This window comes from Embleya sp. NPDC050493 (assembly GCF_044458105.1).
Taxonomy (GTDB): Bacteria; Actinomycetota; Actinomycetes; order Streptomycetales; family Streptomycetaceae; genus Embleya.
The window spans coordinates 1-17,591 of record NZ_JBITHP010000039.1; the positions used below are offsets into that span (position 1 = coordinate 1).

A 17,591-nucleotide genomic window follows, 5' to 3' on the forward strand; every position below is an offset into this window, starting at 1 on the left:
AGGAATCCATCCCGCCACTCTCCTTCGACCTGCGCACTCGCGATCGCCGCACTCGACCGAGTCCTGGCCGAGGACTCCGAACTCGCCGAGCTGTGGGACGAGACCGGCGACGGTCCCCGATGGCGGCGGAACCTGACCCACATACAGCGGATCTGCGCCGGCGACGAGACCAGACCGGACGGCACGTGATGGCACCGACGACGGACGAAGCCGTGGAACAGCTCGGCGATGCGCGTTCCTCCCGACGGCGCTCGGCCGCGACCCGCCTGCGCCGGCTCGCACAACCGGCTGCGGGCCCGCCGCTGCTGGACGCCCTACAGCGGGAGGTGCGTGATCATCGCACCTGGGAGACCCAATATCAGATGGTCATGGCCCTGGGGGCGTGCGGCCACCGGCCCGCGCTCGACCCGCTGCGCGAACTCGCCCGACGGCACTTCGACGCCACGATGGTGTACGTCGCCCTCGGAGATGCCATCGTGCGACTGAGCACCCCCGAGGACCCGGCCGGCGCCCTGCTCTGGTGCATGGACAGCGGCACCGCGGCTCTCGCCGACGGCGCCCTTCGCGCCGTCGCCATGCAACGCCTGCGTCTCGATTCGCAAACCGTCGACCGTGTCCTCGACTTCCTCCGCCCCCTGGAACCCCACGACGGGCTGCGCTTTTGGGCAGCGGCCGCCGCGGCGGGCTGGTCCGGCCCCAGGGTCCGGGAGTTCCTTCAAGGCTGCGCGGCCGGCCCCCGCGCGGACGTCGCCGACGCGGCGGCATCCTCTCTCCAGGGCAGATACCAGACCTGGCGCTCGCCCTAGTGTCTCGTGATCCTGTTTATGTCAGTTCGAGTTGTTATTGACGAGTTTCTTCACGTTGGTCGCGACGAGACGGACCTTCGCGAGGATCTCGTCGGCGGCTGGACCTGCAGGTTCTTGGCCGGCCACTCCCTGACCTCCGGGGTGGTGTGGGTGGAGAGGTTGTCCAGGACGACATGGATGTCCTTCCCGGCATGTGGTTTCACCGCCTTCTTCAGAAAGGCAAGGAAATCCTTGCCGTTGCGGGTCGGCTTGCACTCGCCGAGCGCGCCGCCGGTGGTCACGTTCAGGGCGGCGAACAGGTTCGTGGTGCCGTGCCGGACGTAGTCCGCTGTGCGCTTCTCGGTAAGCCGCGGGGGCCACCGGCAGCACCGGCTGGGTCCGGTCCAGGGCCTGGATCTGCGTCTTCTCGTCGATCGCGAGGACCACCGCACCGCCCGGCGGGTCGAGGTACAGGCCGATCACATCGGCCACCTTCTCCGCGAACGCGGGGTTTATGGAAATCTCGAAGGTGCCGGACCGGTGCGGCTTCAACCGCTCCTCCGGCCAGACGCGCGCGATGTAGTGCCAGGACACGGTGACGTTCTCGGCCCGCTTCAAGTACTTCGCCAACTCCCGTGTGGACCAGCGCGAAAGGCCGCTGCTGTCCGGCGGTGTCATGCGCGTCAGCGCAATCACCCGGGCCCGCACCCGTGCCGGCGCCTGTTCACGTGCGCCACCGGGACGCTCCCCTTCCAGCCCGGCCAGGCCCTGTTCGGCATAGCGCGCTTCCAACGGTCCACGGTCGGCAGCGACACCCCGAGCAGTTCGGCAATGTCCTTGCGCCGGCGCCCCTCGCCCGACCACAAGGCAATCCGGCCCCGCGTGGCCATATCCGCAGGCACGTCCCTGCTGTTCACCAACTCCCGCAACTCGGCGGCCTGTTCCAGGGAGAGCTCCATACCGGGAGACCCTGCCCAACCACGGAGCGCATCATTGACAGCGTCTTTTGGATAGCCGACCGGTCGCGGAATCGGAAGGATCTCTTCCAAAGATCAAGTAACGCTGACGGAATCACGAAACACCAGCCGAAACTTGGCGGAAGATCCCCCCGGGTGTAAGGAGACTCCCTTGCGGACCATCACCAAGCGGATTGCCCAGGCCGGTGCGGCCGGCGCCATGGCACTCACCACGGCTGTCACCATGACCGGCCAGGCCAATGCCACCGTGCCTCTGTACGCCGTCGCGTACAGCGGTGACGTCGTGGTCGCCACCGGTTCCTACAACCCTGACACCAACCAGGGCTACGTCTTGGACAAACACGCCGACGGCTACGGCGTTTACATCCAGTTCCAAGAGCACATCTACGGCGTCTGGGCCAACACCCACTCGTACGTCAACAACAAGGGCGCCCTCCAGAAGCAGTACTACACCTACTCGCCCTACAGGAACGGCAACAGTTTGCGGATGCGGGTGTGCCGGAACAGCGCCACCGGGCCGTGCTCGGTCTGGTACTTGGGCGTCGCCTGATCCATTGTCCGCCCGGCGGGCCCGGACCGCGACAACGGTCCGGGCCCGCCGTCGCGACCGGCGGCGTCGGCGCCCATCCCGGAACGGGGCTTGGCGTACACCACCCCGACCCTGGTCCCCGCTCGACCGCAGGGGCGCGGTTGGTCACCTGACCGCATCAAGCCGTGACGACCCGGTGGGTTTCACCGGCCTTGTCGACGACGCCGTACGTGTGCACGCCGCTGGACGAAACCCTCAGCCCATAGGCGTCGTTGCCGGGGCAGCCGCAGGCGTGGCGCTCCTCCCACAACCCACCCAGCACATCGCCAATGCGGCCCCGGCCGGCCTGCTGCGCCTGCCCGTGGCGGGCGAGGCGCATGATCGACCCGTCGCGATGCCAGACGATCAGCTCGTCGTCGCTTCGTCGTCGCTCGGCCGGTCCGACACCGGATCCGCAGACGGCAGCACGAGCGACACGAGGAACCGGAACGCGTTGTCCCACCAGCCCTCGAACGGCATCGCGCATACCTCGCCAGGCCCATCCGGTGTCTCGGGACGCAGCGTGAGCACAACACCGGCTTCCGGCCGCAGATCCACGAAGTACGCGGGGATGCCAAGGAACTTGCTTCGGGCCCCGCCCTCCGAATCCACATCTGCGTGGTGGCGTGCGCCGTGCCGTGGTGCGCCCACCGGTGTCCCGGCAGGCCGGGGATGCACGGCCGTCGAGTGGGGCTGGGGCGGGCCGGTAGACTCGACTGCCGTGGCGGACACCCAGTACGAAGACCTATTGCGACTGGTGCTCACCTCCGGGACGGCCAAAGCCGACCGGACGGGCACCGGGACGCGAAGTGTCTTCGGGCACCAACTGCGCTACGACCTCTCGCGGGGGTTCCCGCTGGTCACCACCAAAAAGGTGCATCTCAGGTCCATCGTGTACGAACTCCTGTGGTTCCTGCGCGGCGACTCCAACGTCGGCTGGCTGCGGGAGCACGGCGTCACCATCTGGGACGAATGGGCCGATGCGAACGGCGACCTCGGCCCGGTGTACGGCGCACAGTGGCGCTCCTGGCCCACCCCGGACGGCAGGCACATCGACCAGATCGGCGATGTTCTCGACACTCTGCGCCGCGACCCCGACTCCCGCCGGATGATCGTCTCCGCCTGGAACGTGGCCGAGCTGACCAATATGGCACTCGCGCCGTGTCACGCCTTCTTCCAGTTCCACGTCGCCGACGGCAAGCTCTCCTGCCAGCTGTACCAGCGCAGCGCGGACCTGTTCCTCGGCGTCCCGTTCAACATCGCCGGCTATGCCCTGCTCACGCACATGGTGGCGCAGCAGGTCGGCCTCGAGGCGGGCGACTTCATCTGGACCGGCGGCGACTGCCACATCTACGACAATCACGTCGAGCAGGTGACCGAGCAGCTCTCCCGCACCCCGTTCGAGTTTCCCGAGTTGCGCCTGCGCCGAGCCGACTCGCTCTTCGACTACGCCTACGCCGATGTGGAGGTGCTCGACTACCGGCACCACCAGGCCATCAAAGCCCCGGTCGCGGTGTGAAGGTCGGGCTCATCTGGGCGCAGACCCTCGACGGCGTCATCGGCGCGGACAACGCGATTCCGTGGCGACTGCCCGAGGACTTGGCCCATTTCAAGGCGACCACGCTGGGCCATCCAGTGGTGATGGGGCGCAAGACGTGGGACTCGCTGCCTTCGCGATTTCGGCCGCTGCCCGGCAGACGCAACATCGTGGTGACTCGCAATCCGCGATGGGTGGCCGAAGGCGCGGAACGCGCCGGGTCCGTCACCGACGCTCTGGCACTCGCTGCCGAGCGGCCGGAACCGGGCGTCCCCGGTACCGCATGGGTGATCGGTGGCGGGGAGATTTATCGTGCCACCCTGGAATACGCCACGATGCTTTCGGTGACCGAAGTCGAATCCACGGTGGACGGCGACACCTACGCCCCGACACCGGACCCGACGTGGACAGTCGCCGAGGACCAGGGCTGGCAGTTCTCGACGTCCGGGCTGCGCTACCGCATCCGCAGATATGCCCGGTGACCGTCGACTCACCACCGTGACCCGGGTCGATTCTCCGTTGTCCGCCGGCTCGTCGGGCCGAGACGGGTCGAGGAAAACGAAGGGGCACCAGGTGCGGCCCCGTCGTCGCGCGTGACTCCACGCCGAACGGCGGATCCAAGTTCCCTCCCGAAGGACGCCACCCAAAGCGCCTCGACCCACAGCGTGGTCCGCAGGAACTGAGGCGGGAGGCCGACGGCCACTGCGCCCCGGGTCGGGGAGCGGCCTTGTTGTCGCCGGGCGGGCGTCGCCATCGCTCGACCGCTCCGGTGCACCGCGCACAAGGCCGTTACCCGGGACGGGTACACCTGGGCGCTGCGCGAATCGCCTCGTCGTCGACCACTCCGAGGCTGACATCCACGACGCGCGCACACGGTCCGCCCGGACCGCGGCCGGCCCCCTCGCCCTTCGGGCCTCGCCCTTCGGGCCTCGCCCTGCCGACCACGACGGGCGCGGGTCGGGTACGGCGCACCTCACTGGTCGGAATAGCTGACATCACCAACGCTCCAGGCGCTGATGTCCTCGATCGCGACGCGATACATTCCGCCCGTCTCGGGGATCCCGAGGCTGCCCTGCAGGACCCGGGCAAGATGGAAGTGCAGGTGCGTGGGCGCGGTGCCCCGATCGGGTCGGCCCGGTGTCCGGTCCACCGCGAAGACATCGGAGAACGGACCGAGGTGGTCCGAGTTCCTCAGGACCTCCGACACACGCTCCCGCCACACGGCTTCCGGGGCCAAACGGCCGGTGATGACGGCTCCGCCGACCACCACGGTCAACGACATCTGATTGCTTTGCCCGGACTCCACCATGGCGGAGACGTTCACGAGCAGTTCGTCAGGGTTCGACATGGAAGCCGATTCTATTCGGCACCCCGTCCAGGCGCACCGGTGGGACGCAGAATATCCATGCCGAGAGCAGCGAATACTCCCAGACCGGGATGGTTCATCGGATCGCTCGTGACGGTGGGAGCTGTGGGCCCGTCGGATGTGGAGACCCATGCGATTCGGTTTCGGTGCGTGGTGGCAGAGCCGCGCCAACGTCCGCACATCGACCGACCAGGAGGGCAGCGCGCCTGCCGCGAGGCTGCTCGTCGGGGTCGTGACGACCGTGGAGACTGCGGTACGACCGGATGGGCAACGCCGCGCGGTGGACCGCGGACCGCGCCGCCGCCCGGCGAGGAGACCGGACCATCGCACCCTCGACACCGACCCGGATGCTTCCAGGCGGCGTGGTGGCGGTTGGTGTGAGGGGCGCGGGCCGGGTCTTTCTTCCCCGAGGACCCGGCGCCGCGCCCGAGGGGTTTCTGCCCGGCATCGGGGGCTTCATGGGTCGCCCGTTGTGGTGAACTCCGGTCGGGCCGGTCGCGTTCTCGCCGTACGAAACGGTGATCGGTGGGCGTCACCGGTGTCGTCCCGTGCCCCGTGCCCCGTGCCCCGTGTGCTCGGGGGTCGCTCGATGCGGTGGGTCGTTGTTGGGGGCGTCGGGTGCGTGGCCGGGTACCGTGCCGGACGGTGGACCGGGTACCGCGGCCGTTCGCGGGCCGCGCGGCGCGGGGTCCGCGGGGGTGCAGGAGGTCCGGCCGAGTACGGGCGGGTCGGAGGGTGGGCCGGGGTGGACGGCCGCTCCGTAGTTTTTGCCGATTCGTGCATTTTTCATTGCGTGGGTAAAGAGCAACTCGGGTGAACGGCGTCACTTCCCTGTGCGGGCACGGGATTTGCCTTGCGGGCGGGGCGGGTTTCACCGCGTGAGTGTTCATAAATGTTCAACAAGTGGCCGAAAAGAGGCACGAATCCGAGTCGTCGTTCACCGTTTCGGACCAGCGCCATTCAAGGGGGAGTGTCGTTACCCGGGCGTGACTCTCCGAGCCTCCGCGTCCGCCGCGGCTTCTCCCGTGCTCGCCCAACGTGCCTTCCCGATGGGGGATTGGGCGCTCACCCCTCGCGCGACGACGCTCCGTAAACGGTCTCCGCACGCGTACATCGAGCGTGCGGGACATCGCGTCGCGCTGCGTCATTGTTCCGCGGACATCGAGCAGTTCGCCCTGACGATGGTGTTGATCGCGGCGGAGTACTCGCGCCGTCTCGACGACCTCCTGGACGACCACCGTTCGTGAATCCCCGGACCGGCCACCCGCCGACCATCGATACGTGTATTCGGCGTCCAAACTCGCCTCACAGCGCCCGATCCCTCGAATGAGTCAGGACCGTGTACGAAGGTTATGGATACGACCCGTATCCCCCGCCCGGCATGCAATTCCCCCCGGGGGCCGCGTCGTCCCCCGGCGCGGTGGAGTGGGCGACATCGACATCGACATCGACATCGGCCGCGGCCGTGCCGCCCGACGGGCTCTCCCCGTCGTTCGCGGTGGTGGGGGACCCGCGGTTCGAGGCGGATCTCGCCCGGCTGCTGGGTAGTGCGGTCGAGGAGGTTCCCGCCACCGTCGAGCTCCCGGTCCCGGTCCGGGTTCGGGGGCCGGGTGGTCATCGTCGGCGGCCTCCCACACCCGTCCGTCCGGTCACGGGCGGGCGGCGGCTGGACCGGCTCAGCCGCCTCATGGTGGTGGTCAGCGTCGTGGTGGTCGCCGCGATCGGTGTGCTCGGCGCGGTGATCACCCTCGCGCCGCTGGGGCACACCGCCGGCGTGACCTCGGGCCCGGCCCGGTGGTGGCCCGTCCTGGTCCAGGGGCCGTGGGTGGTGGCCTCGCTGTCGATCCTGCGCTCCAGCCTGCACCGCCGTCGGGCGCTGCACTCGTGGATCGTGGTCACCGCCTTCGCCGGCCTGTCCATGGCGCTCTCCCTCACCCACGCCCCGATGACCGTCCAGGGCGTCGTCGTCGCCGTTCTGCCCGCGGTCGCGACCACGGCCTGCCTGCACCAGCTCGTACGCCAGATCACCCTCACCCGGCCACCCCGACGATCCATTCCCGGCCCACGCCGCGAACCCCGGTCCTGAACCACGCACTTCCGTGTGCCGCACGGCACTACGTCCGAACGCCGGTATTCGGGGCGGCCGTTGCCGCAGGTCGTCGGCCGTGCCCTTGCGCTCGTCGGGGCATCGTGTCCCGGCCGGGGGCGGTCGACGCCCGGTCGCCCCGGTCCGGGCTCGCCCCTCGGGCTGCGTTGCGCCGTTCGGGTGGTGGGGAAACGGCCGCCGCGCGGGTCGCCGAGGTCCGTGGTCGTCTGTGAGGCGGCCGCTTCGTTCGCACCGACTCGGATCTCGGCGTGGGTGGTTCACCCGAGCGAGACGAACGTGCCCACTCGCACGAGGAGTTCCGGATCGCGGGACTCCTGCCGTCGTGAACCGGCTCCTCGGTCCCGGTGACGCCGGTCCCGAGCACGCTAGGCGCGTTCCTCGAATGCATCGGCGGCTCCATCTTTCGAACCCCCGCCGCGGATCCGGCGAAGCTCGCCCGAAGGGGGCTGCCCGCGCACCGGGTCGAACGTGGAGTCGTCCGCATATCGGCTCCCGGATCCGAACTCCCGGTCGCCACACCGGGTCAGCCGGCTCTACGCTTCGGGTCATGACAACCGCGACGCGATCCGGGCGTTCAGGGCGGGGCGACGTCGGTCGAACGCGGATCGGGGTCGTCGGTCGGTCGTACTCGTGGTCGCGGAAGTGCCGCGGATGACGGCGCCGGGCAACCGTCCGCGCATGGCATGGCTGCTTTGGGGGCCGGTATCGGCCGTCGCGTCGGCACTTGCCGTACTCTCGGCGGTCCACGGCAGTTGGGGTCTGTGTGCGCTGATGGCCTTCACCTGCGTGAGCGTCGCGACCGGCTGCCACCGCCACACGAGAGCCGATCCCTGACCCGGGCAGGTGTCGGTACGCCCCGTTCGCATCCGGAGCGCGAACCACGGCTTCACCTTCCTGCTTCCGGACTTGGGGGACCATGAACACCGATGAGCTGAAAAGGTTTCTCGGGAGGTATTGGGGCGGGTTGATCGTCATCCCCGTCTTCATCGTGTTGCACGCCGCCCTCGGCTTCCACGCGTGGCTGTTGCGCGACGTCGCATCGGGGATCGTCCTGGTGGGGTTCATCGTGTGGTGGGACCGCCGCCAGAGGAAGCAACAGAGGCATCGATAGAGCCCGAACGAGGTATGGCCCGCCGCTGAACCGGCGGGCCATGCCCGCACTCGGCAACCACATCACCGACTCGACCGGCACCCGCGCCGCCCCGCCCGCTTGCACCCATGCACCCCCGGATTCGGTGGGGAGCCACGCATCCGGCCGGGGCGAGTGGCATCCTCTGGTCGGAGTCGCCGCACGCTCGGCCGAGCGTGACCTTTGGCCCCGAACCCGCCCCGATGCCTGAGGTCATGTCCATCGCATGTCGAGCGCGGTGAGCGCGTCGAGTCGCCCGGGCGCGTATGTGGCGCGTCGTTGTGGTGCGTTGGCGAGGGCGATCCGAGCTTGATCCGGTGCGTCAGTCCGGCGACCACCGTTCGGCGGGTCCAGTCCAGCGACCACCGTTCGGCGGGCTCGGTCGTCCGGTGGAGTTCCAGTCGGGGTCGATCGCGGCCAGTCGTGCCCAGTCGTGCCCAGCGTTCGGGGTTCTTGCGTGTCTCCGGAGGGCGGCGGCAGTCGGCGAGGAATCGGCCGACGGGGTAGCCGTTGATGGCGGCGGGTTTGGGCGCCGCCAGTTGGCCGTGGGCGGCGAAGTACGCGCGGCTTATGGCCAGTCCGTCCTCGAAAAGTGACGACGGTGGGATCGGGAGCCGACCACGCGACGATGCGTCGTCGCGTGGACGTCGATTCCGTCTTCGGTAAGGGGCCCGGCCGATGCGGTCCGACACTCGACGCTTGAGTGCCTTCCACGCGACTCGGCGCGGGGGGCGGACGCGGCGGCGTGCGATCGGCTGTTCGTGGGTTGGCACTCGCCGGCGACCGGGCCTTGCCGAAGATTGGTTATGCGCATAACGTTATCTGCATAACCAATCGAGGGAGATCCCATGGACTTCGCGTACGCAGATGAACTCAACCAGGCGGTCCGTCTCCTGAGCCTGCGTCACCGGACCAGAGCCGCGGCGTTGTTGGCGCCGCTCGGGCTGCATCCCGGGCAGGAGGTACTGCTCCTCGAACTCGCCCGGACCGGGCCGATGATCCAGGCCCGGATCAGCCAGGCGCTCGGGTGCGAGCCGCCGAGCGTCACCGGCATGACCCGTAAGCTCGAAGCCGCCGGTCACATCCGACGCACCACCGACGCGTCCGACAAGCGCGCAAGCGTGGTCGAACTCACCGACGCCGGCCGGGCATTGGCCGAGCAGGTCAAGCAGGTCTGGGTCACCCTGGCGGAGGAGACCGTGGCCGGTCTGCGCGCCGGCACGGCCACCGAACTGCCCGGCCTTCTCGACACGCTGACCCGCAACGTCGACACCAGGCGCTCCGCGGACCCGGTGGTTGCGGTCGGACTCGCCGGGAAATACGAACCGAGCGGTCTGGCGTGGGTGCGCGACCACGTCGACCAGGTCCACCGCACCGGCACAACCGACGGCGTCACGATCAAGGGCCTGCCCACGGTGCTGATGACCTACCGGGGCGCCAAGACCGGCAAACTCCGCAAGACCCCGGTCATGCGCGTCGAACACGAGGGTCGCTACGCGGCCGTCGCGTCCAACGGCGGCACGGCGAGCAATCCGCAGTGGTTCGCGGGCGTGCTCGCCGAGCCCGTCGTCGCGATCCAGGACGGGCGGACCACCCACACGTACCGCGCGCGGGAGGTCTCCGGCGACGAGAAGGCCCAGTGGTGGGCCCGCGCCGTCGACGCGTACCCCGACTACGCCGAATACCAGCGGCACACCGATCGCCGGATCCCCGTCATCGTCCTCGAACCGCTCGTCGAGGACGGCCGGGCGGATTGACCCGATCGTGAGCCGGACTCGGAACGGGCCCTTGCGGCGGACTTCGTACCGGTTCAGGCCACATTCGTTCCGGGCGGCCTGGAAGCACCTCGATGGTCCGTCGGGCGCCGTCCACCCGCACCGATTCGGAGACGACGGCGTCCGCCGGGGCGAAGGCGAGGTGATAGGCGATAGGCGATCTCGTCGGTCGGGCCGAACGGATCCGGGATCGGCGCCCGGGTCGAACCGCCGACCCGGGCCCGCACGACACCGGTCCCGCACCTGCCTCGGAGAGGCGATCGAGGACGGCACCCGGGTGGTTCAGAAGGCGGGTCGGCGCGCGCAGGCACGACGCGGCCGGTTGTCTCGCGGGGCTGGGTCCGGACGAGGCCGCGCGGATGGCAGGCCGACAGGCCGCGTCGGTCGGGGCGTTGCAGTATCCGCTCGTGGTCGGGGACGATCGGGCGCCGGCGGCCGGCCTGCGTGAACTCGCGTCCAGCCGGCTGGAAATCGGTCGAGAACTACGTCGCGCTCTCGTCGGCCGAACCCGGGCGCGCCGCGCCGCCGACGACCGCGTCCCACGCCGCCATCGCGCACGCCGCGAGCCGTTCCAGGTCCGCGCGGGACGCGCCGTCTCGGGCCTGCACGGACATGCCCTGGATCACCGCGGAGTAGAAGGAGGCCACGGCGGCGGCGTCGACGCCGGGTGGGACGTCACCGTCGCGCACGCCCTGGCACAGCCTCCGCGTCAGGTCGTCGATGCCCTCCTTGCGCACGTCCGCCACGTGCGCGCGGACGGCCGCGTTCGCCTCGGAGCAGTTCGTCGCGGACAGCACGATCATGCAGCCGCGCGGCTTGGCCTCCTCGGTGTACGCCCGCGCGTTGGTGGCCAGCATCGCGGCGACGGCGGCACGCGCGGTCGGCTCCTCGACCAGGGCCCGCGTCACCCTGCGGCCCTCGGTGGCGCCGTACAGCCGCAGCGACTCGCGGAACAGTTCCTCCTTGGAACCGAACGCCGCGTACAGGCTGGGCGAGCCGATCCCCATGGCCGACGTCAGGTCGGTCATCGACGTCGCCTCGTATCCCAGGTCCCAGAACACCCGCATCGCCCGTTCCAGGGCAGCGTCCCGGTCGAATCCCCTGGGTCGTCCGCGTCCGGCCATGCCGGGCCACCACCCTTCGCCCATCCATTTCTGTGTCGCTCGTTAAATATATGCCTTGACCTGCCCGGACGGCCCTGTGATTATTTCTGTGCCGATCGACACAGAAATCGGCGGACGCGGAAGAACATCCACACGAAACCGGGGGACGGGCATGCGCGAGCCGACGAACGCGACGAACGCGACGAGCGCGACGAGCGCGACGAACGCGATGGAAGCGACGAACGCGACGAACGCAACGGGTACCACAGGCACCACGGGCAACAGGGCCGCGCTGATCACGGGGGGCAGCAGGGGAATCGGCGCGGCAATCGCCCGACGCCTGGCGCACGACGGCGTGGACGTGGCCTTCACCTACGTGAGCGCGACCGGCAAGGAGAAGGCCCAAGAGGTGGTGGCCGCCGTCGAGGCGACCGGCCGGCGAGCCCTGGCGATCCGGGCCGACGTGGCGGACGCCGACGCGGTGACCGAGGCCGTGAACCGGGCGCACGCCGAGTTCGGGCGGCTGGACATCCTGGTCAACAACGCGGGCGTCTTCCCGAACGGCCCGATCGAGCAGGTCGCCCTGGACGAGCTGGACCGCACGTTGGCCATCCACGTACGCGCCGCGTTCCTGGCCTCCCAGGCCGCGATCCGACACCTGCCCGAGGGCGGCCGGATCATCTCCATCGGCAGTTGCCTCGCGGACCGGGTGCCCTTCCCGGGCATCGCGCTGTACGCGATGAGCAAGGCCGCGCTGGGCGGCCTGACCCGGGGCCTGGCCCGCGAGCTGGGGCCGCGCGGGATCACCGTGAACGTGGTGCACCCGGGCTCGACCGACACCGACATGAACCCGGCGGTCGGACCCGACGCCGACGCGCAACGCCAACTCAGCGCGCTGGGACGGTTCCTGGATCCGGACGAGGTGGCCGCGACCGTCGCCTTCCTGGCCGGCCCCGGGGCCGGCGGCATCACCGGCAGCGCGCTGACCGTCGACGCGGGCTCCAACGCCTGACCCGGCCCGCCGCCGCGGGTCGCCCGGAGCGCGCCCCGGACGACCCGCGTGACCGGTGCGGCGCACGTGGCCCGCCCGCAGGGCCCGCTGCCGTCGGACGAGCGGAAACCGCCTGGTCACGAGGACTTGCTGTAACCCGGCGCCTCGACGATGCGTCCGTCGCGGATGTGCATCGGCTTGACACCCGCCACCCACGCGGACTCCGCGTTCGCGTCGCCGAACACCACGTTCATCTCGTGCCCGCCGAAGTACGGCGTCGACCGCCACGACTTCGTCACTTCGTCACGGTCGCCGTGAGCACACCCCTCCTGCGCCGAGGATCATCGAACGGCCGAGAAGTTCGACCCCGTGCGAAGGCAGCGGTGTCGATCGCGCCCGCGCCTGTTCGACGTGCGCGGTCCGGTCGTTCGTGCCCGCCCTGCGCCTCGGTCCGACGGTGTCGCCCCCGTCGGAGGGGCGCACCACTCGATCACGGATACCGTCTCCACGAAGGAGATCGCTGCGGCGTGGGGCGAGGGCGACGTGCGCCGGGACCTCCGCCACGACGGATCCGTGTTGCCCGGTGGTGATCAGTACCGGTTCCGCCCACGGCCGACGTTTCTAGTTGCCGGTCGTGCCGTCGAGCATCTCGCGCAGGATGTCCAGGTGGCCGTTGTGGCGGGCCGTCTCCTCGGTGAGGTGGAGGAGGATCCAGCGCAGGTCGACGCGGAGACCGTCGCGGACGGCTCCCTTCGCCCTGGTGTCCAGGCTGTTCGCGGCGACCAGTTCACGGTGGTGGGCGCTCTGTTCGGCGTATTCGTCGAGCAACTGCGCGAGCGGGAAGTCGACGGCGATACGCATCTCGCGGTCGGGGTCCTCGTCGGTCCAGGGGCCCCGGTCCTCCTCGCCGAGGAAGACCACTCGGAACCAGTAGTACTCGACCCAGCGGAGGTGGTTGATCAATCCGCTCACGGTCATCAGCGGTGAGCCCGGCAGGAGCGCCTTGCGGGCGTTCTCCGCGGAGATGCCATCGCACTTGGCGCGGGCGGTGGCACGTGCGTAGTCGAGAAACGTGGTGAGCTGCGTGCGCTCGTCCCACGCGGGCGGCGTGTCGTCGATTCTGGTCATCACGCGAAGCGTCCCCGATCACCGCGACCGGTGTCGAGGCATTTAATGGTGGGCCGACCTGCTCCGGGCGGCTTCATGTCCGGCGGGACGCCACGGCGATCCAGCGCCGGTGAGTCGCCGGCATGATCCGCCGGACAGGCCCCGACACCCGGTGGGGATGGTTGTTCGGTCACGTCATTCGGGGATTGTGTGTGGAATGTCTCGTCGCCGCAGGCACCCGTGGATCCTTCGGGAACCGTGGCCCTCGTCCCCGGGACGCCCCGGCTCGAAGGCCCGCACCGCACCGGATTACTTGCGTCCGGTCGGGGTCGCGCGTTGCCACCTCGGTCGGGCGACGGTGACACCGGCGGGGCGACGAGGCACCCCGGGCCCTGCGTCGGATGGGGAGGGTGATGCGAGACTGGCGGGTATGGATATCCGTCGCAGGAACAACATCACCGTCACCGGCCGTGCGAATGGGCCGGTGCTGTTGCTGGCGCACGGGTTCGGCTGTGATCAAAACATGTGGCGCCTGGTACTCCCCGCTCTGGCCGAGGAGTTCCGGGTGGTTCTCTTCGACTACGTGGGCTCGGGACGAACCGACCCGTCGGCCTGGGACGAGCGGCGCTACAGCTCGCTGGAGGGCTATGCGCTGGATGTGCTGGAGATCTGTGACGAGTTGGACCTCCACGATGTGACCTTTGTGGGGCATTCGGTCAGCGCGATGGTCGGGGTGCTCGCGGCGGCGAAGGCACCACAGCGGTTTTCCCGTCTGGTGATGGTCGCCCCCTCGCCTCGTTACATCGACGAGGACGGGTACCGGGGCGGCTTCAGCGCCGACGACATCGATGAGCTGCTGGAGTCGCTGGAATCGAACTACCTGGGCTGGTCGGCGGCGATGGCCCCGGTGATCATGGGGAACGCGGACCGCCCGGAACTCGGCGAGGAGCTGACGGCGTCGTTCTGCGCGACCGATCCGGACATGGCCCGGGTCTTCGCCCGCACGACGTTCCTGTCCGACAGCCGCGCCGATCTCGAGACGGTTTCCCTGCCGACACTGGTGCTGGAATGCAAGCAGGACGTGATCGCCCCCCGGGAGGTCGGCGCCTACGTCCACGCCGCGATCCCCGGCAGCCGCCTGGTGACGCTGGAGGCCACCGGGCACTGCCCGCAGCTGAGCGCACCACAGGCCACCGCGGAGTCGATCATCGACTTCGTCGGGGTGAGCCGGTGACGTGCCGCACCGGCCAGGCGTCCGACCCGGGCGGGGAGCAGGACGCACACGCCACGGACGCGGTGTTCACCTCGCTGCTGGAGGACAGTGCGGAGGAGCTGTACGAGCAGGCGCCGTGCGGATATCTGTCGACGCTGATGGACGGCACCATCGCGAAGATCAACACCACGCTGCTGGAGTGGCTGGACCTGGAACGCTCCCAGGTCGTGGGCCGCATGCGGTTCGCCGACCTGCTCACCGTGGGCGGCAGGCTCTACCACGAGACGCACTTCGCGCCGATGTTGCAGATGCAGGGCGAGGTCGGCGGAATCGCCCTGGACATCAAGGGCGCCGGCAAACAGCGCATGCCGGTGTTGGTCACCTCGAAGGTGAAGGTGAGTGAGGACGGCGAACCGCTGCTGATCCGTACCACCGTCTTCGACGCGCGTGACCGCCGCGCCTACGAGGCCGAGCTGCTGCGCGGACGCAAGGCGGCCGAAGAAGCCCGCCGGCAGGCGGAGGCCGACCGCGCACGGCTCCAGGAAGCCCTCGCCGTCCTCCAACAGAACCTGCTGCCCGCCGCGCTGCCCGCGATTCCGGGCCTGGAGGCAGGCTCCCACTACCACACGGCGTCCCCGGACCTGCTCGGCGGTGACTTCTACGACCTGTTCCCGCTGGGCGCCGACCGGTGGGCGTTCTTCCTCGGCGACGTCTGCGGCAAAGGCCCCCAGGCCGCCGCGGTCACCTCGCTCACCCGCTACACCCTGCGCGCCGCAGCCCTGCACGACCCCGATCCCGTCACCGTGCTGACCACCTTGAACACGGTGCTGCACGAGCGGTACACCAGCGGCGACACCCGCTACTGCACCACCATATTCGGCGTGCTGGACCCCGGCGGCGACCACGTCGGCGTGCACCTGGCCTCCGGCGGCCACCCCCCGGCACTGATCCAGCGCGCGGACGGCACCGCGGACTATCTCCCCACCCCCGGCGGGATGCTCGTCGGCGTCCTGCCCCAGGTCCAGTTCACCGCCGCCCACACCCGGCTGTTCCCCGGCGACACCCTGCTCCTCTACACCGACGGCCTGACCGAGGCCCGCATCGGACCCGAGCGCGAGCTCTACGGCGAGGACGCCCTGCGCGCCTTCACCGCCGCCCAGCCGCCGGCAGGCCCACGCGCCCTGATCGGCGCCCTCACCGCTCTCCTGGCCGGCTTCGGCGACGGACTCGACGACGACACCGCCCTGCTCGCCCTCGGCGTGCCCGCCCCCCGCAAGTGAAGACCCGAGATGAGCCCGCTGACGATCACCTCCCGCGACGCCGCCACCGGTCCCGTCCTGGAGATCACCGGTGACCTCGACCACGCGACGGCACCCCGCCTCCGCGTGGCCGTGGACGGCCTCACCCTGGCCGCCGGGCAACTCCTGGTCCTGGATCTCGCCGGTCTTCGATTCTGCGACTCCAGCGGCATCACCGTCCTGCTGGCCGCCCGGAACCTGGCCATCGAACAGGACGGCGGCCTAGCCTTGGCCGCGGTCCCCGACAACACCGCCCGTATCCTGCGCATCGTCGGCCTGGACCGGGTGTTCACCATCCACCCGCACGCCCCGGCCTCCACCGCCCCGCGCTCCGCCCCGTGCTGATCCCCCGAGGGGAACCAGCCGAGGACGCCGAACGGGAACCGTGGTCTTCGACGACGTCAGGACCCTCCACACCCCGGCGCTCGAAGCTCGTCCAGGACGGACGGATCACGCCGAGGGAACACGCCGAACATCTCCGCAACCACCGGTGATCCGCACTTCGGCCGGTATGTCCCGGGCGGCTCGTGTGCGGCGGGGGCGACGCGACGGCACCGTTCACGACGGTGCCGTCGCTCGCGTGGGGCGTTGGATCAGCGCGAGGTCCTTCGGCGGGCGTAGACGAGGGATCCGAAGCCGATGACGACGGAACCGGCCGCGGCGCCGGCCAGGATCAGCGCGGGCTGCGACCCGCTCCCGCCGGTCCTGGCGAGTTCGGAGTTCACTCGTGCCCGGGCCTGTTCCGGCGACACGGACTCGGGCACCGGTGCCGCGGCGGGCTCCGACGGGGTCAGCGAAGCCGGTTCCGTTCGAGGCTTCGACGATGCCGCGCCGGCAGCCCCGGACGCGGGCCGGGTATGCGCGTCGTGTCCGCCGCCGGCCGCCGGGGTGGTGGTGGGGGTGGACTTGTCGGCGGGTGCGGGGACGGAGCTGCCACTGCCGTCGAAGACCACGTCCGAGCAGGAGTAGAACGCCTCACCGCTGTCGGAGCGTTGCCAGATGATGTAGATCAGGTGACGGCCCGACCTCGCCGGCAAGCGGCCCTTGACCACGTAGGCGCCGTTTTCGAGCGAGGGGTCGGTCGCCGTCGCGAACGGCGCCGCCTCCAGGTCGGACCAGCGGAGGGGCCTGGTGACGTCGAAGCCGTTCTTGGTGATGTAGTACTCGAACGTGCCCTTGTGGGGGGCGGTGGCCTTGTAGCGGAACGTGTACGACCCTCCGGAGGGCAGGTTGGCCGTCGGCCAGTCGGTGCGCGGGAGATCGAGACCGGCGTACTGGGGGTTGTTCGCGCTGCACAACTTGCCGTCGGGAATGATCTGACGATGCCTGCCCGCGGCGTCGGCGATGTTGACCGCGTTCGGGTCGTAGAACGGGGCGGGGTTGTTGCCCACCGCGGCCTTGGCGGCACGGCACGCCGGGAGTCGGAAGTTCTCCGGGTTCTCGCCCCCCTGGGTCGAACACAACTGGATACGGCTCGGAGGATTCAGCGACGTGCCGTGCGCGAACGCCGTTCCCGTGCCTATTCCGGAGAGAACGAGCGCGAGCGTGAACGGGAATGCCGTCAGAATTTGCACCGGATGCTTCTTCACCGGTGGTAGTCCTTTCGTCGTGTGGGGTAGGGCCACTGCGTGGGAA

The 17,591-nt window shown here is 69.8% G+C and carries 23 protein-coding genes and 1 pseudogene; 14 read left to right on the plus strand and 10 right to left on the minus strand.

Features of this window, described 5'->3' with window-relative positions; genetic code table 11:
* Together ACIBM5_RS42310 and ACIBM5_RS42315 are read left to right on the plus strand one after the other, a co-directional pair.
* Positions 1–189: DUF4259 domain-containing protein (locus ACIBM5_RS42310; RefSeq protein ID WP_396012003.1), on the plus strand; the 189-nt coding region annotated here is incomplete at its 5' end.
* The gene (locus ACIBM5_RS42315; RefSeq protein ID WP_396012004.1) at positions 189–806 is read left to right on the plus strand and encodes a HEAT repeat domain-containing protein; all 618 of its coding nucleotides are present in this window, start codon (positions 189–191) and stop codon (positions 804–806) included. The genes ACIBM5_RS42310 and ACIBM5_RS42315, both read left to right, overlap by 1 nt.
* 50 nt (positions 807–856) lie before the next feature.
* On the opposite strand, the gene ACIBM5_RS42320 is transcribed toward ACIBM5_RS42315, so the two are convergent.
* From ACIBM5_RS42320 to ACIBM5_RS42330, 3 genes and pseudogenes are all read right to left on the minus strand, one after another.
* A complete protein-coding gene (locus tag ACIBM5_RS42320) occupies positions 857–1,237 on the minus strand; it encodes a transposase (RefSeq protein WP_396012080.1) in 381 nt (126 codons plus the stop codon).
* A 172-nt stretch (positions 1,238–1,409) separates the two neighbouring features.
* A pseudogene (locus tag ACIBM5_RS42325) lies at positions 1,410–1,541 on the minus strand (hypothetical protein); the annotation flags it as partial.
* On the minus strand, positions 1,478–1,744 hold the full coding sequence (locus ACIBM5_RS42330; RefSeq protein WP_396012005.1) for a helix-turn-helix domain-containing protein: 267 nt from the start codon (positions 1,742–1,744) through the stop codon (positions 1,478–1,480). The pseudogene ACIBM5_RS42325 and the gene ACIBM5_RS42330, both read right to left, overlap by 64 nt.
* Positions 1,745–1,913: 169 nt before the next feature.
* Between ACIBM5_RS42330 and ACIBM5_RS42335 the strand changes: the two genes are divergently transcribed.
* A complete protein-coding gene (locus tag ACIBM5_RS42335) occupies positions 1,914–2,312 on the plus strand; it encodes a hypothetical protein (RefSeq protein ID WP_396012007.1) in 399 nt (132 codons plus the stop codon).
* A gap of 157 nt (positions 2,313–2,469) precedes the next feature.
* Here the strand turns inward: ACIBM5_RS42335 and ACIBM5_RS42340 are convergent, their stop codons facing one another.
* Both ACIBM5_RS42340 and ACIBM5_RS42345 read right to left on the minus strand, forming a co-directional pair.
* Complete coding sequence (locus ACIBM5_RS42340; RefSeq protein WP_396012008.1) at positions 2,470–2,670, minus strand: hypothetical protein; 201 nt, start codon at positions 2,668–2,670, stop codon at positions 2,470–2,472.
* A 26-nt stretch (positions 2,671–2,696) separates the two neighbouring features.
* The gene (locus tag ACIBM5_RS42345) at positions 2,697–2,942 is read right to left on the minus strand and encodes a hypothetical protein (protein WP_396012009.1); all 246 of its coding nucleotides are present in this window, start codon (positions 2,940–2,942) and stop codon (positions 2,697–2,699) included.
* A 109-nt stretch (positions 2,943–3,051) separates the two neighbouring features.
* On the opposite strand from ACIBM5_RS42345, the gene ACIBM5_RS42350 reads away from it, so the two are divergent.
* Both ACIBM5_RS42350 and ACIBM5_RS42355 read left to right on the plus strand, forming a co-directional pair.
* Positions 3,052–3,849: a thymidylate synthase gene (locus ACIBM5_RS42350; RefSeq protein WP_396012011.1), complete on the plus strand. Its 798-nt coding sequence runs from the start codon at positions 3,052–3,054 to the stop codon at positions 3,847–3,849.
* The gene (locus tag ACIBM5_RS42355; protein WP_396012012.1) at positions 3,846–4,349 is read left to right on the plus strand and encodes a dihydrofolate reductase; all 504 of its coding nucleotides are present in this window, start codon (positions 3,846–3,848) and stop codon (positions 4,347–4,349) included. The genes ACIBM5_RS42350 and ACIBM5_RS42355 overlap by 4 nt, the downstream gene beginning before the upstream one ends.
* Positions 4,350–4,840: 491 nt before the next feature.
* On the opposite strand, the gene ACIBM5_RS42360 is transcribed toward ACIBM5_RS42355, so the two are convergent.
* The gene (locus tag ACIBM5_RS42360; RefSeq protein ID WP_391588930.1) at positions 4,841–5,215 is read right to left on the minus strand and encodes a hypothetical protein; all 375 of its coding nucleotides are present in this window, start codon (positions 5,213–5,215) and stop codon (positions 4,841–4,843) included.
* A gap of 1,067 nt (positions 5,216–6,282) precedes the next feature.
* On the opposite strand from ACIBM5_RS42360, the gene ACIBM5_RS42365 reads away from it, so the two are divergent.
* The 5 genes from ACIBM5_RS42365 to ACIBM5_RS42385 all read left to right on the plus strand — a co-directional run bounded on the left by ACIBM5_RS42365 (position 6,283) and on the right by ACIBM5_RS42385 (position 10,226).
* Positions 6,283–6,480: a hypothetical protein gene (locus tag ACIBM5_RS42365; protein ID WP_396012013.1), complete on the plus strand. Its 198-nt coding sequence runs from the start codon at positions 6,283–6,285 to the stop codon at positions 6,478–6,480.
* A 92-nt stretch (positions 6,481–6,572) separates the two neighbouring features.
* Positions 6,573–7,319: a DUF2637 domain-containing protein gene (locus ACIBM5_RS42370; protein ID WP_396012014.1), complete on the plus strand. Its 747-nt coding sequence runs from the start codon at positions 6,573–6,575 to the stop codon at positions 7,317–7,319.
* A gap of 699 nt (positions 7,320–8,018) precedes the next feature.
* Positions 8,019–8,174 (plus strand): hypothetical protein, encoded by a 156-nt coding sequence (locus ACIBM5_RS42375; RefSeq protein ID WP_396012015.1) that lies wholly within the window; start codon positions 8,019–8,021, stop codon positions 8,172–8,174.
* 82 nt (positions 8,175–8,256) lie between these two features.
* Positions 8,257–8,451, plus strand: a complete 195-nt coding sequence (locus tag ACIBM5_RS42380; protein ID WP_396012016.1) for a hypothetical protein — start codon at positions 8,257–8,259, stop codon at positions 8,449–8,451.
* 866 nt (positions 8,452–9,317) lie between these two features.
* Positions 9,318–10,226 (plus strand): nitroreductase/quinone reductase family protein, encoded by a 909-nt coding sequence (locus ACIBM5_RS42385; protein ID WP_396012017.1) that lies wholly within the window; start codon positions 9,318–9,320, stop codon positions 10,224–10,226.
* A gap of 500 nt (positions 10,227–10,726) precedes the next feature.
* On the opposite strand, the gene ACIBM5_RS42390 is transcribed toward ACIBM5_RS42385, so the two are convergent.
* Positions 10,727–11,368, minus strand: a complete 642-nt coding sequence (locus ACIBM5_RS42390; protein ID WP_396012081.1) for a TetR/AcrR family transcriptional regulator — start codon at positions 11,366–11,368, stop codon at positions 10,727–10,729.
* A 208-nt stretch (positions 11,369–11,576) separates the two neighbouring features.
* Between ACIBM5_RS42390 and ACIBM5_RS42395 the strand changes: the two genes are divergently transcribed.
* Positions 11,577–12,359, plus strand: coding sequence for an SDR family NAD(P)-dependent oxidoreductase (locus ACIBM5_RS42395; RefSeq protein ID WP_396012082.1), 783 nt, complete (start codon positions 11,577–11,579; stop codon positions 12,357–12,359).
* Positions 12,360–12,475: 116 nt separating this feature from the next.
* Here ACIBM5_RS42395 and ACIBM5_RS42400 read toward each other — a convergent pair whose 3' ends face one another.
* Together ACIBM5_RS42400 and ACIBM5_RS42405 are read right to left on the minus strand one after the other, a co-directional pair.
* Positions 12,476–12,637 carry a hypothetical protein gene (locus tag ACIBM5_RS42400; RefSeq protein ID WP_396012018.1) on the minus strand — a complete coding sequence of 54 codons (162 nt, stop codon included), beginning with the start codon at positions 12,635–12,637 and terminating at the stop codon, positions 12,476–12,478.
* 322 nt (positions 12,638–12,959) lie between these two features.
* A complete protein-coding gene (locus ACIBM5_RS42405; protein WP_396012019.1) occupies positions 12,960–13,466 on the minus strand; it encodes a DinB family protein in 507 nt (168 codons plus the stop codon).
* A 409-nt stretch (positions 13,467–13,875) separates the two neighbouring features.
* On the opposite strand from ACIBM5_RS42405, the gene ACIBM5_RS42410 reads away from it, so the two are divergent.
* From ACIBM5_RS42410 to ACIBM5_RS42420, 3 genes are read left to right on the plus strand one after another with little or no spacing between them, the layout of a single operon-like run.
* Entirely contained in the window at positions 13,876–14,679 is an 804-nt protein-coding gene (locus ACIBM5_RS42410) for an alpha/beta fold hydrolase (RefSeq protein ID WP_396012020.1), read from the plus strand.
* Complete coding sequence (locus tag ACIBM5_RS42415; protein WP_396012021.1) at positions 14,676–15,938, plus strand: PP2C family protein-serine/threonine phosphatase; 1,263 nt, start codon at positions 14,676–14,678, stop codon at positions 15,936–15,938. The genes ACIBM5_RS42410 and ACIBM5_RS42415 overlap by 4 nt, the downstream gene beginning before the upstream one ends.
* A 9-nt stretch (positions 15,939–15,947) precedes the next feature.
* A complete protein-coding gene (locus tag ACIBM5_RS42420; RefSeq protein ID WP_396012022.1) occupies positions 15,948–16,301 on the plus strand; it encodes an STAS domain-containing protein in 354 nt (117 codons plus the stop codon).
* A gap of 248 nt (positions 16,302–16,549) precedes the next feature.
* On the opposite strand, the gene ACIBM5_RS42425 is transcribed toward ACIBM5_RS42420, so the two are convergent.
* Positions 16,550–17,545, minus strand: coding sequence for a lytic polysaccharide monooxygenase (locus tag ACIBM5_RS42425; RefSeq protein WP_396012023.1), 996 nt, complete (start codon positions 17,543–17,545; stop codon positions 16,550–16,552).
* Between the last annotated feature and the right edge of the window lie 46 nt (positions 17,546–17,591).

Bases quoted from the DNA above. Each gene is read 5' to 3' on its own strand.
- ACIBM5_RS42315 (WP_396012004.1), top strand. From the start codon at position 189: ATGGCACCGACGACGGACGAAGCCGTGGAACAGCTCGGCGATGCGCGT.
- ACIBM5_RS42330 (WP_396012005.1), bottom strand. From the start codon at position 1,744: ATGGAGCTCTCCCTGGAACAGGCCGCCGAGTTGCGGGAGTTGGTGAAC.
- ACIBM5_RS42340 (WP_396012008.1), bottom strand. From the start codon at position 2,670: ATGCGCCTCGCCCGCCACGGGCAGGCGCAGCAGGCCGGCCGGGGCCGC.
- ACIBM5_RS42360 (WP_391588930.1), bottom strand. From the start codon at position 5,215: ATGTCGAACCCTGACGAACTGCTCGTGAACGTCTCCGCCATGGTGGAG.
- ACIBM5_RS42365 (WP_396012013.1), top strand. From the start codon at position 6,283: ATGGGGGATTGGGCGCTCACCCCTCGCGCGACGACGCTCCGTAAACGG.
- ACIBM5_RS42375 (WP_396012015.1), top strand. From the start codon at position 8,019: ATGGCATGGCTGCTTTGGGGGCCGGTATCGGCCGTCGCGTCGGCACTT.
- ACIBM5_RS42380 (WP_396012016.1), top strand. From the start codon at position 8,257: ATGAACACCGATGAGCTGAAAAGGTTTCTCGGGAGGTATTGGGGCGGG.
- ACIBM5_RS42385 (WP_396012017.1), top strand. From the start codon at position 9,318: ATGGACTTCGCGTACGCAGATGAACTCAACCAGGCGGTCCGTCTCCTG.
- ACIBM5_RS42390 (WP_396012081.1), bottom strand. From the start codon at position 11,368: ATGGCCGGACGCGGACGACCCAGGGGATTCGACCGGGACGCTGCCCTG.
- ACIBM5_RS42395 (WP_396012082.1), top strand. From the start codon at position 11,577: ATGGAAGCGACGAACGCGACGAACGCAACGGGTACCACAGGCACCACG.
- ACIBM5_RS42405 (WP_396012019.1), bottom strand. From the start codon at position 13,466: ATGACCAGAATCGACGACACGCCGCCCGCGTGGGACGAGCGCACGCAG.
- ACIBM5_RS42410 (WP_396012020.1), top strand. From the start codon at position 13,876: ATGGATATCCGTCGCAGGAACAACATCACCGTCACCGGCCGTGCGAAT.
- ACIBM5_RS42420 (WP_396012022.1), top strand. From the start codon at position 15,948: ATGAGCCCGCTGACGATCACCTCCCGCGACGCCGCCACCGGTCCCGTC.